6 protein-coding genes and 3 tRNA genes are annotated in these 12,331 nt (G+C 69.5%); 5 read left to right on the top strand and 4 right to left on the bottom strand.

The genetic code is table 11. The features are described 5' to 3' along the window. Positions 1–17: 17 nt before the first annotated feature. A complete protein-coding gene (ppa, locus tag J2X63_RS11470) occupies positions 18–503 on the top strand; it encodes an inorganic diphosphatase (RefSeq protein WP_309977149.1) in 486 nt (161 codons plus the stop codon). A 306-nt stretch (positions 504–809) separates the two neighbouring features. On the opposite strand, the gene J2X63_RS11465 is transcribed toward ppa, so the two are convergent. Together J2X63_RS11465 and J2X63_RS11460 are read right to left on the bottom strand one after the other, a co-directional pair. Continuing rightward, positions 810–2,111, bottom strand: coding sequence for a C40 family peptidase (locus tag J2X63_RS11465; protein WP_309977147.1), 1,302 nt, complete (start codon positions 2,109–2,111; stop codon positions 810–812). Continuing rightward, complete coding sequence (locus J2X63_RS11460; RefSeq protein WP_309977145.1) at positions 2,104–3,438, bottom strand: M23 family metallopeptidase; 1,335 nt, start codon at positions 3,436–3,438, stop codon at positions 2,104–2,106. Before J2X63_RS11460 ends, J2X63_RS11465 begins: the two co-directional genes overlap by 8 nt. Positions 3,439–3,683: 245 nt before the next feature. On the opposite strand from J2X63_RS11460, the gene J2X63_RS11455 reads away from it, so the two are divergent. From J2X63_RS11455 to J2X63_RS11445, 3 genes are all read left to right on the top strand, one after another. Next, positions 3,684–3,756, top strand: a tRNA-Glu gene (locus J2X63_RS11455). 53 nt (positions 3,757–3,809) lie between these two features. After that, positions 3,810–3,883 (top strand) — tRNA-Asp (locus J2X63_RS11450). 90 nt (positions 3,884–3,973) lie between these two features. Then, a tRNA-Phe gene (locus J2X63_RS11445) sits at positions 3,974–4,046 on the top strand. 380 nt (positions 4,047–4,426) lie between these two features. Here J2X63_RS11445 and J2X63_RS11440 read toward each other — a convergent pair. After that, positions 4,427–4,885, bottom strand: coding sequence for a DUF6325 family protein (locus J2X63_RS11440; protein ID WP_309977143.1), 459 nt, complete (start codon positions 4,883–4,885; stop codon positions 4,427–4,429). A gap of 155 nt (positions 4,886–5,040) precedes the next feature. Next, complete coding sequence (locus tag J2X63_RS11435) at positions 5,041–7,164, bottom strand: LuxR C-terminal-related transcriptional regulator (RefSeq protein WP_309977141.1); 2,124 nt, start codon at positions 7,162–7,164, stop codon at positions 5,041–5,043. Positions 7,165–7,964: 800 nt separating this feature from the next. On the opposite strand from J2X63_RS11435, the gene J2X63_RS11430 reads away from it, so the two are divergent. After that, positions 7,965–12,245 carry a hypothetical protein gene (locus tag J2X63_RS11430; RefSeq protein ID WP_309977139.1) on the top strand — a complete coding sequence of 1,427 codons (4,281 nt, stop codon included), beginning with the start codon at positions 7,965–7,967 and terminating at the stop codon, positions 12,243–12,245. The last annotated feature ends 86 nt before the right edge of the window (positions 12,246–12,331 follow it).

Below are 12,331 nucleotides of genomic sequence, written 5' to 3'. Positions count from 1 at the left end.
ACCACGAGGAGAACCACATGGGCGAGTACGCCGCGATCATCGAGATCCCGAAGGGGAGCCGCAACAAGTACGAGGTCGACCACGAGACCGGTCGCGTGTTCCTCGACCGCGTGCTCTACACGACCTTCGTCTACCCCACCGACTACGGCTTCTTCGAGAACACGCTCGGCGACGACGGCGACCCGCTGGACGTGCTCGTGCTGCTCGACTACCCGCTGTTCCCGGGCGTGGGCGTCAAGGTGCGTCCCGTGGGCGTGTTCCACATGACCGACGACGGCGGCGGCGACGCCAAGGTCGTCGCGGTGCCGGCCGGCGATCCCCGCTGGAACCACATCCAGGACGTGAACGACATCCCCGAGTTCACGCGCAAGGAGATCGAGCACTTCTTCGAGCACTACAAGGACCTCGAGCCCGGCAAGTGGGTCAAGACCGAGGGCTGGGCGGATGCCGCAGAGGCCGAGTCGCTCATCGCCAAGGCGATCGAGGCGTTCCCGGGTCACTGACCAGGGCATGAACCGAGCGGATGCCGCGAGCCCGCGACCTCCGTCACGACGAAGGGGCGGGCCTGACGGCCCGCCTCTTCTCGCGTCTGCGCGCCCGCGTCGCCGGGCCGCGCCGCGCGTTCGCCCGTCGTCCTCGCCGCTCCCGTCTCGTCTCGTCTCGTCTCGTCTCGTCTCGTCTCGTCTCGTCTCGTCTCGTCGAAACCTTGTGTTCGGTGCACGCAGCACGCCTCGTGCGCACCGAACACAAGGTTTCGACGCCCCGGAGTGGGGTCGGAGCGGGAGCGGACGTCGGAGCGGGAGCGCTGGTCAGCCGGCGGGGCGGGCCGCCGCGGAGGGCGAGCCCCAGATGAAGTACTCGCGCACGGGCACGCCCTCGCGGGGCGCCTCGAGGATGCGGCCCCCGCCGAGGTAGATCGCGACGTGGTAGTAGTCGCCGCCCGAGCCCCAGAACAGCAGGTCGCCCCGCTGGATCTGCGACAGCGGCACGGCGAGGCCGCGCCCCGCGAGCGTGTAGTACTGGTTCGTCGCCGAGTGCGTGCCGATCGAGATGCCGGCCTGCGCGTACGAGACCTTGGTGAGGCCCGAACAGTCCCAGACGTTCGGGCCGGCGCCGCCCAGCCGGTATGGCTCGCCGAGCTGCTGGCTCGCGAACCAGATGGCGGTCTCGACCGCGCCCGAGTTCGGCGGGGCGGGGGCCGGGTTCGGCGCGGGAGCGCCGCCGCCACTGCCGCCCGAGCCGCTTCCGCCGCCTCCTGAAGCGCCGCCCGGCGAGGCGGGCTGCTGCGCGGCCGCCGCGGCCGCCGCAGCCGCTGCCGCGCGGGCGGCCGCCTCCGCGGCCTCCTGCGCCTGTCCCTCGACGCGCCGCCGCTCCAAGTCGGCCGTCGTGTCCTTGAGGCTCGCGAGCTGAGCGTAGAGCTCGGTCGACTTCTCCTCCTGCTCGGCCACCGCGGCGGCGGCCGCATCGGCGGCGGCACGGGCCTCGTCGGCGCGCTGCTCGGCCAGCGCTGCCAGGCGCTGGCGCTCGGCCGCGGCATCCGCTGCCTGGTCGCGAAGCGAGTCGGCGGTGTTCCGGTCGGCGACGGCCTGCTCGTAGACCTCGTTCGACTGCTCGCCGAGCTTCGAGGCCATGCCGAGCTGCTGCAGGAGCTGCGTCGAGTCGTCGCCCGAGAACACGAGCTCGGCCGTGAGGTCGGCGCCCGCGGTCTTCGCGAGGTGCGCGGCAAGCAGCCCCGCGCGCATCTTGGAGATCTCGGCGATGGCGTCGGCCTCGTCGGCCTGCGTGCCGAGCGCGCGCTCCCGCTCCGCCGCGCGATCGCGCTGGTCGATCGCTATCCGCCACGCCTCGTCGGCCATCATCGAGGCCTGCGCCGCGGCATCCGCGGCCTGCTGCAGCCCGACGAGCAGCGCGCCGACCCGGTCGATCTCGGCCTGCTTGGTCTGCTCGTTCTGCTTGGCCTGTTCGATCTCGCTCCACGACGGGTAGTCGGGCTCGGCCATCGCCGGCCCGCCCGCCGCGACGACCGACGCGGTGACCGCGCCGACCGCCACCGTGGAGAAGACGGTCGCGGGCTTGACCCGGGAGACGGGACGCGTGCGATGGTCAGCCAAGACGGATCCCCCGATCGGCCATGAACGGCACCGGGTCGATGCGGCTGCCGCCCGAGTAGACCTCGAAGTGCAGGTGGCATCCGGTGGACGCACCCGTGGTGCCGCTCGAGGCGATGTTCTGTCCGGCCTCGACCCACGCCCCGACGCCGACGAACCGGCCGCCGTCGCGGATGTGCGCGTAGCCCGTGGAGATGCCGCCGCCGTGGTCGATCTTGATGAAGTTGCCGTAGGTGCCCGACCACCCCGAGAACGTCACGACGCCGCTGTTGGCCGCATAGATCGGCGCGGAGCATCCGGTGCCGAGGTCGACGGCGTAGTGGAACGAGCCCGAGCATCCGTCGCCCGCGCAGATCGGCGAGCGGGGGCCGAAGTCGCCCGTGATGGCGCCGCCCGCGGGCTTCGCCCATCCCGAGGAGGCGACCGTGCCGGGCGAGCCGCTGCGAAGGGCCTCCTGGCGGCGGCGCTCCTCCTCTTCCTTGCGGATGCGCTCACCCTCCTGGTAGGCCGCCGCGGTCTGCGCCTCGGTGTCCTGCAGGAACTTCAGCTGCTGCTCGAGCTCGATCTTCTTCGCCTGCGACTCGGCGAGCGCGGCCTCGGCCGCGGCCTGCGCGGCCTGCGCCGCGGCGAGCGCCTCCTCCGCCGCGATGCGGAGCTTCTCGCGTTCGGCGCGCGCGACCTCGGCCTGCCCGGCGAGCGACGTCGCGGAGTTCTGCTTCTCCTGCGCCCGGTTGTAGATGCCCGAGGTGCGCTCGACCATCTTCTCCATGCTGCCGAGCTTCGCGAGGAGCTTCTCGGTCGCCTCGGCGTTGCCGGCGTCGAGGAAGAGGTTCACGCCCACGTCGCCCGTGCCCGCGCGGTAGAGCTGCGCGGCGACTTGGCCCGCATTGCGCTCCGCGGCCGCGGCCTCGGCTGCGGCGGCATCCGCCTGCGCCTGGATCTGGTCGGCGCGGGCGACGGCGTCGTCGAACTTCTGCTGCGCCACCATGAGCTCGTCGGTGCGGAGCTCGGCCTCGGCGCGCGTCACCTGCACATTGGTCTCGAGCTGGGCGATGAGCGACGTGACCTGGTCGACCGCCGCAGCGCCCGCAGCGGTGTTCGCCTTCGCGGCCTGCAGCTCGTCCCACGTCGGATAGGTGGCCGCCTGCGCGCTCGCGGGAACGGCGACCGCACCGACGAGCGCCATGGTCGCGATGGAGAGGCCGGCCACGAGGTGGCGCGCGCGGCCGCGCAGCGTGCCGGTGCGGCCGCGCAGCGTGCGGGTGCCGAGCGTCCTGGCGCCGGGCATCCGGGCGCCGGCGGTCGGCGTGCGCTGGCTGGTTCGGTCCATGGTTCCCCGTCCACGCGGGCTCTGCGCCCCGCGCTCCTCGCTCTCGTGCGGGCAGTGGCAGCCTTCACGATAGGTGTGGGCCCGGCGCTTTCCGGGCATTTCGGGCGCGTGTGGCGGATGCCGCAGACAAGCGCTCGCGGCATCCGGAACCCTCGTTCCGGCCTCTGTCGGTGCTCGTTTTGCGCTTGTGCGCGTTGGCACGTATGCTTGGCTGTCGGCGGCCGAGCCCCTGGGCAAAGCCACCCGGCCCCATCGTTTAGTGGCCTAGGACACCGCCCTTTCACGGCGGCAGCACGGGTTCGAATCCCGTTGGGGTCACACGACGAGGTCCAGTACAATTCAATAGCCGGTGTTGCAAGACACCACATCGAGGCCCTGTAGCGCAGTTGGTTAGCGTGCCGCCCTGTCACGGCGGAGGTCGCGGGTTCAAGTCCCGTCAGGGTCGCTCAGGCGACAAGCCCTTTCCCTTACGAGAGAAGGGGCTTTCTCCTTATTCGAGGCAGTGCCTCCGATTTCGATCGGTCGGATGCCCCGAGGCTCTGTAGCTCAGTTGGTAGAGCGTTCGACTGAAAATCGAAAGGTCACCGGATCGATGCCGGTCGGAGCCACAAACGAAAACCCCCGGGAGACCGGGGGTTTTCTTGTTTCAGGAACGTTCTGGTTCGGCGTCGCGCTGAGCCCGGGACATCTCGGACGCGGTCAGCGCAGCCCCGAGACGCACGGGTCGCCACGAGCGGTCATTGCAGCTGCTGGTCCGACCGCCCGCTGAGCACATGGGCGGTGCGGTCTTCGCTGCGCCGCTGCATCCCGCCGTCGGTCACGACCTCCGGGTCAGATCCGGCGGCGGCCCGGTGTCACGGCGGCCGCGACCACGGCGGTGCGGGCGACCGGCGCTCGCCCCGGGGTCACTGCAGCGCCGACGACGGCGGCCTTCGCCACGGGCGCACGCACCACTCCGACGCGCCCAACACGTGCTGGTCTCAGCATCTCAGTCTCCGACCTTCTCGAGTTCCTGGTCCGCCTCGAGCGAGGCGATGATGTCCTGCATGGGGATGCGGCCATTCGCGATGAGCTGGCCACCGGCTCGACGCGCCGCCGATGCGAACGGGGCTGCCCAGAGGTTCTCGTAGACGATCACGCCGGCGACGCTGCCCGGGTCCATCGCCGCAGCGAGGTTCTCGACGTCTTCTTCGGCGAGGAGCTCAGCCAGCTCGGCTTCGAGCCGCGCCAATGGCCCCAGGTTCTCCGCGTCCGAGAGTTCCAGCGCGTCGACGGTCCCGTCGTCCGCCTTCTGGAGGATCAGGATGTCGATCACCCTGATCGTGCCGGCGTCGGTGAGCCTGAGCAGTTCCTCGGCCATCTCCCCGGTGAAGTTCGACTGGCCGACGGGGAACTCCACGATCACGAAGTCGACCGGTCCCAGTTCGTCGAGCGACGATTCTGTCATTGCTGATCCTTCCGTCGTGCATGTTGCGCGGTTCGGCGCGTTCCGGAATCACACGGACTCCACCACGGCACATCCGAGATCTGTGACCCCTCCTTCCACCTTGGGGGGTTGCTCCGCACCGCGCGTCGTTCCTTCTGCGTGATCTTCGGCCTGGTTCACTCCCCGAGGAGTCCGACGGCGATCGCCCGTTCGACGGCGTCACTCCTGGAGGTGACGTCGAGTTTCCGATAGATCGATCCGAGTTGCGAGCTGACGGTATTCCTCGAAATGGAGAGCCGGGTGCCGATCTCACGGATCGTGAGGTGGGTCTGGAGGTACGGCAGCAGCCTGAGCTCCGCAGGGGTGAGCGGTATGGCGCCGCCCCAGCCTGACATGCGCTCGATCCGACGCTGCAACACGGCCGCCTCCTCGCGCAGGAGCCCGAGCCGCGGACGGCGATGGATCAGCTCTCGGATCTCGCGCATGAGGTGGATCGCGGACGATGGGTCGCCCAGTTCGACGAACGCCTTCGCGAGTTGGAGTCGAACTTTCAGCGAGACGAACGGAAGCACGTAGGTGCACTGAACCCGCGCGCGCATGGCGCGTGCGAGGTACCGCTCTGCCTTCGTGACGTCGCCGGACTGTATCGACACCCGCGATGCCACCGCCAGCGCCAGCGCCGTCGTGCCGTAGCCTTCCATGTGATTCGCGTCGACGGTGCCCAACGCGACACGCACATGCTCCTCGGCAGCACGCCAGGCGCCGTCCTCGACGTCGAGGAGGGCCAGCTCCGCCTGGCTGAACACGGCCGCTGCCGTATTGCCCGTCGTCATTGCTGTCGCAGCGGCACCCGTGAGGGCGCGGCGAGCGGAGCCCGCGTCACCGACGAGGAGGCACAACGATCCGTAGGTGTAGAGCGCTGGGCCCCGCCACGGGCTCCAAGCCGGTTCATGTTCCAGCGCGAAGCCGGCGTCCTCCAGCGCACGCTCTGGACCATCGGCGCACATCGCGGCACGGAGGAGCCTGCGCACCGAATCGAACGCGCGGCGTTGCTCCGCCGAGACGCTCGGAAGCTCGCTCCGGTCCAGGGCCGACACCCACCGCTCGGCTTCAGCGGCCTCACCCGTCAGGGCGGCCTTCCACGCCGCCAGGATCGCCAAGGGCGGGTAACCCTCGACGGCTGGCTCACCGAGCTCCGCGATCCAGCGGTCGAGGACCGCCACCTGTCCGGAATGGTACGTCGGCATTGCAAGATGCGCGACGAGTCGGGCGGACCGATCACGTTCGCCCGCTGCCAGTAAGTGCTCCACGGCCTGCGCGGGGAACCCATTGGCTTCGAACCACGTCGCTGCTCGCAGGTTGAGGTCGGTGGCCTCCGTCGGGTCCGCCGCCAACAGCTCCGCGAGGAGGAACTCGCGGAACAGCGCGTGGTACCTGTACCACCCGCGTCTCCGGTCGAGCGGAATGAGGAAGAGGTTCAGCGACTCCAGCTCCCGTAGCCGCGCGGTCGAGTCCCCGGCCTCCAGCACCGCGTCGCAGACGTCGCCGGAGAGCTGCTCCAGCACTGACGTTCTGCGGAGAAATCGCTGGGCCTCGTGGGACAGCTGCCCGACGCACTCGCGGTAGAGGTAGTCGGTGATGAACGCGACGCCTCCCGTCAGCGGGAGCGTCTCGCCGCCGGCCCGCGAGAGGAGCGCGCAGAGGAAGATCCCGGTCGGCCAGCCTTCGCAGCGGTCCACCACGGCGGTGAGTCCGTCCGATTCGACGTCGACACCGGCCTGGTCGAAGATCGTCCGTGCCCCATCGATGCCCAGCCGAAGGTCCTCCACCCCGATCTCATGCGCGGCACCGATCGCGCGCAGTCGCGCGAGATGCGGTTGCTGATGACGACTCGCGAGCACCACTTGCGAACCTTCCGGCACCCCGGCCAGCACGATCTCCAACGCGTCCCGGCACGCCAGCGAGTCGGCGAGGTGAAGGTCGTCGACGAAGAGCACGAACGGCGTGGCCGTCCGCCTGAGCGTTGCGGCAAGCAAGGGTGCGGAACGCCCCAGCACCGACGCGCCGACGCCCCGCATCTCGGGGACGATTCGTGCTGCGGACGGCGAGATCGTGGAGCAGGCACTCGCCAAGAGCCAGAGGAGCGCCGCGGCGTCGTCATCGAAGCGGTCGACCGTGGCCCAGGCGACGGCGCGATCCTCGAGAGCCGCCCATTCGGCGAGAACCGTGGACTTGCCGTATCCCGCCGGTGCGGTGATGCCGATGACCCTGGCGCCGCTGGCGCGTGCTTCCTCGATCACCCTTCGTCGGCTCACCCCTCCGGCGGCAGGCGCCGGAATACTGACCTTTCCGTCAAGGAGCACCTGTCGCAGATCATCCCGTGTCCCGACCGCCCCCGAAGTCGACTCTCCCACCGTCGCATCCTATGGCGGCGCAGTGGACCCGTCGGCGAAGCCGCCCCGACCGCAGGCCGCCATCGACGCGACAGTTCGGCGAAACGCGGGCCGGCGCGTCATCCGTCGTCCGTGACGAATTTCACCCGATCTGCACTACGCGCCGCCCTCCCCCGTCGCCTCTACTGAATGCGTATGCCGCATGCGGCACAGGCGCCGATTGTCGGCGCCGCTGGGGGACGCGCTCATGAGCGCGGAAGCGATCGGGGGAGATTGCGTATGGAGTCCTGCACGCCTGGAATCGAGTCGGCGAAGCGGCGCGAACCCGTTGCCACCCGCATCGGCGTGGGGGTTCACGAATGACTCGGCATGGCGTGTCGACTGGTCCGATTCGTTCGGATCGCGGACTCCGACGGCGTGCGTGGCGTCTGTGTGCGGCGCTGTGCGCGTTCGCACTCTGCCTGGCGACGATCTCCCTCGAGAGCACGCCGGCGCTCGCGGCCGGCACGGCCAGCGTCACCATCTCACCGACGGCCTCGACGGTCCAGAGCGGGCAACAGGTCCAATACACCCTCACCCTGCAGTGCAGCGTCACCGATGGCCTCGGTTGCGAGGGCACGACCATCAGCTTCCCCTCGACCGCGATCACGGGTGATGGGGCGGTGACCGACTTCGCCTCGTGGGTGGGCGGTTCCTCATGTCCCGGCGTGACTCGGACGGTCGCGGCAGGTGTCGTCTCGTTCAACTACGGCTTCGTTCCGAACGGCACCAACCAGTGCACCTTTCCGGTGACGACCCCGGGGTATCGCACCATGAACGGCACCCAGGTCACCATCACCCCGACGCTCAGCGGCACCAACTTCCCCTCCGCCACCGGGGCACCAGCGACCCTCACCGTGACGGCGGCCGCGCAGGGTTCGTTCGCGAAGAGTGCGCCCGTGACGATCGGCACCGGCGCGGGCATGCAGTTCTCGCTCACCATCGGGTGCGGCGGCATCACCGGGGTGTATTCGATCGAGACCCTGACCGTGACCGACCCGCTGCCTGACAATTTCACCTTCGCGTCCGCATCGGTCACCGCGCCGATGCCCGGTACGCCGACCTACGACCCCGCCACCCACACGCTCACGTACTCGGGATCCGCGGGCAGCATCTGCAATGGAACCATCACGGTGCGTGGCTTCGCCCGTGACGACGGGGTCCCGGATGCCACGGGCGAGACCATCTCGAACACGGCGACCGCGACGTGGACGTACTGGGACGGCACGACCGGTTCGGGGCAGAGCTCCACGACCACCCGCGTCGTCCCCGTGGTGCCCCAGCCCTTCCTCAGCAAGGGCGTGGGCTCGCAGGCGTTCCCCGACAGCGGACAGTACACGTTCCCGCCTGACGGCCAGAGGTATCCGTACACGTATCCCGGCGACTGGAACCAGTCCGGCAGGTCGGCCTGGTACGACATCGGACTGCAGACGGTCGGAACCAATTCCGGCGTCGTCTTCTCCGTGAAGGACCCGATGCCATGCCTCGACACCCTCTCGGCCCAGGTGTACTCCTCGCTCCCTGCGGGCGGACCGTATTGCACGAACCCCGCGTTCATCCCCCGGCTGATCCAGGCAACGGGCTTCACTCCCATCGCATCGAACGCGATCACGGTGATCCACACCGACGGCACCTCCGCGGCGATCCCGTTCACGCCGGGCACGGGATGGGTGATCCCGGCATCCCCAGCCGTCGCAGAGATCGACTTCCCACCGTTCGCCACCCAGGCGGCGAACACCGCGGCACAACTGCACTTCGTCGTGAACGGGTACAGCGCTCCGTCGGTCGCCACGACCACGCTCCTCAGGAACACCGCGACCGCTGACGCGTATCTCATCGACCTGCAGGACACCCCGGTGGTCCCCACCGAGACGGCGAACCGAGACCTGATGGTCGTGAGCCCGAACGCGCCCAGCGGTGTCGTGGTGAACGCCGTCCACGGCGTGGCGTACGACGGCGGCTCCAGCTGCACCACCAGCTCCTCGCTCGGCAACGGCGAGTTCGCGACCATCGAGCTCGGCACGGCGCCGTCGCAGGCGATCTACTTCGACTGGCTCACGCCAGCGGGATCCACGCTCATCGTGAGCCCGAACACCGCATTCCGGCTGACCAGCGTGTCCTTCCCCACCAATCAGTACACGTCTCCGATCGTCACACCCACGATCGTTCCCGACTACAACGGCACCGGCAGAACCCTCTACCGATGGGTGATCCCGGCCGGCGTGATCCAGGCGCCGGGCAACTACGCACTGGTCACCACGAACAACATGAAGCTGTCCCTCGGCGCCGGCTGCGGCGGCACGTACACCAGCGACGTCACCGTCGGCTACGGGAACCCGGTCACGGCCTGCCTGGGCTCGCCGACCGCCCCACCGCCCGGACAGAAGTCCCCGAACCTGGCGGTGCTGCGAGCGAACGGCTCCCCCATCCCGGGCAACTTCTGCGGCGTCGTCGCCACGTTCGCGGTGGCTCCGATCAATCCCGCCTTCTCCGTCGGCAAGACCGTGCAGGGCAACCTCGACGCCGGTCCCGTGTCCGCCGGCGGCGTTGGCAGGGTGAGCCCCGACGGCGGGCTCGCCCGCTACGACGTCGTCTTCACCAACACGGGCAGCACCAACCTGAAGGACCCCGTGCTCTACGACCTGCTCCCCCGCATCGGCGACACCCAGGCATCGTCATCGACCCCTCGGGGCTCGGAGTTCCCCGTCACACTGACCGACGTCGGCCCGGTGCCGGCCGGGGTCACGGTGTCCTATTCGACGGCGACGAACCCCTGCCGACCCGAGGTGCTGCCCACCAACCCCGGCTGCGTCGACGACTGGTCGACCACCGCTCCATCCCCGATCGCGCAGACCACCGCACTTCGATTCGCGTACGACGGCCTCGTCTACGTCGCCGCGTCGGCGAATCAGCCGAAGAACATCAGCATCCCGATCGAGGTCTCCACGCCCGACCAGATCGCCGGCCTCACGGCATGGAACACCGTCGGAAGCACCGCGACGGCGGGTGACCAGCGGATGCCCGCAGCCGAGTCGTCGACCACGGGGCTGACCGCGGCGGACCAGATCCTGACGCTCACCAAGGCGGCCGATGTGGCCGAGGTGCAGAATCCGGCCCAGCCCGGCGACGTGATCACCTACACGTTCACACTGACGAGCGCTGCGGCCGTCACGCTCACCGACGTCTCGATCAGCGACCCTCTGCCTGACCTCTCCACGCTGGAGTACACCTGGCCAGGCACCCCGGGCACGCTTGCCCCCGGTCAATCCGTGACCGCCACCGCAACCTATGCGCTGACACAGGCGGACATCGATGCCGGCCAGGTCGCCAACACGGCCCAGGGCCAGGGCACACCGCCGACCGGCCCGGTCGCCCAGTCGAACCCCGCGTCGACGGACACGCCGCTGGCTCAGGCGGCCGAACTCTCCATCGTGAAGTCGGCATCTCCATCGAGCGCCGACGACTACGAGGAAGGGCAGCTGGTCACGTACACCTTCGTCGTGACCAACGAAGGCAACGTCACCCTCTCGGACGTCGCCGTCGATGAGACCGCGTTCTCCGGAACGGGTACGCTGTCCGCCCTCGACTGCCCCGCGGCGATGAGTCGGCTCGACCCGCAGGAGCAGCAGACCTGCACAGCCGGCTACACGCTGACCCAAGCCGACATCGAAGCCGGCGAGGTGACCAACAGCGCCACAGCCACCGGAATCGCGCCCGACGAGACATCCGTGACGACCCCGCCGTCCGATGCCCTGGTGCCGATCGATCCGGCGCCCGCGATCAGCCTGACCAAGACCGCGACCCCCGACACGGCCTCAGCCGCCGGCACGACGATCACCTATTCGTTCCGCGTGACGAACACCGGAAACGTCTCCGTCAGTGATCCGACGATCGTGGAGACGGCGTTCACGGGCACGGGATCAGCGCCCGAAGCCGACTGCCCCACAGGGTCCGTGCTCCCGGGACAGTTCGTCACCTGCAGCGCCACGTACGCGGTGACCCAGGCGGATGTGGATGCGGGCACCATCGCGAACACCGCCACCGCCGCGGCCACCGCCGCCAGTGGCGACGACCCCACCTCAGCACCGTCCACGGCCACCGTGACGCTCGCGCAGACGCCCGAGCTGAGCCTCGTGAAATCAGCGAGCGCGCCGGCGCTCGAGGAACACGTCGTCGGCGAGACGATCACGTACTCGTTCGTCGTGACCAACACCGGCAATGTGACCATGACGAACATCGCCGTCGAGGAAGGCGCGTTCACCGGCTCCGGGCCCCTTCCTGCGCCGAACTGCCCGGCTGAGTCCGCCCTTCTCGACCCCGGCGACCAGGTGGTCTGCACCACCAGCTACACCGTCACGCAAGCCGATGTCGACCACGGTGAGATCGTCAACACGGCGACCGCCCTCGGCCTTCCGCCGGGGTCGGAGACACCGACCCCGTCCAACCCCTCGACGATCACCCTGCCCGAGTCGCCGAACCCGTCACTCACGCTGGCCAAGACGTCGGACACGGACACGGTCACGGCTGCCGGTCAGGTGGTGCGGTACTCGTTCACCGTCATGAACACCGGCAACACCACGCTCGCCGATCCGTCCATCGTCGAGGGCGCCTTCACCGGACATGGCGCGTTGACGACACCCGTCTGTGAGGACGACGGCGCGCTCGTGCCGGGCCAGACGATCGTCTGCACGGCCCGATATACGGCCGTCGCCGGCGACCTCACGGGACAGCAACTCGTCAACACCGCCACGGCGTCGGCGACGACGCCGAGCGGCGGCGACGTCGCCTCCGACCCGTCGACCGCTCGCATCCCGACGGTCACGGCCACGACATCCGACCCGCTCGCGTCGACGGGCACGGGATGGGCCTTCTCGGCCGGCGTCGCCGGCATCGCGCTCCTCGTTGCGGGCTGCGCGGTTCTCGTCACCCGACGCCGCCAGACACGATGACCCGTCAGACGCCGGATCGAAGGTGGGACGCTCACGGTCGCTCCGTCCGCGCCCGCGATATCGTGAGCGCAACCGTGCTCGTGGAT

It is taken from the genome of Agromyces sp. 3263 (assembly GCF_031456545.1).
Classification (GTDB): Bacteria; Actinomycetota; Actinomycetes; order Actinomycetales; family Microbacteriaceae; genus Agromyces.
Note: the sequence above shows the minus strand (reverse complement) of the source record. Positions and strands in the feature narration are given on the sequence as shown.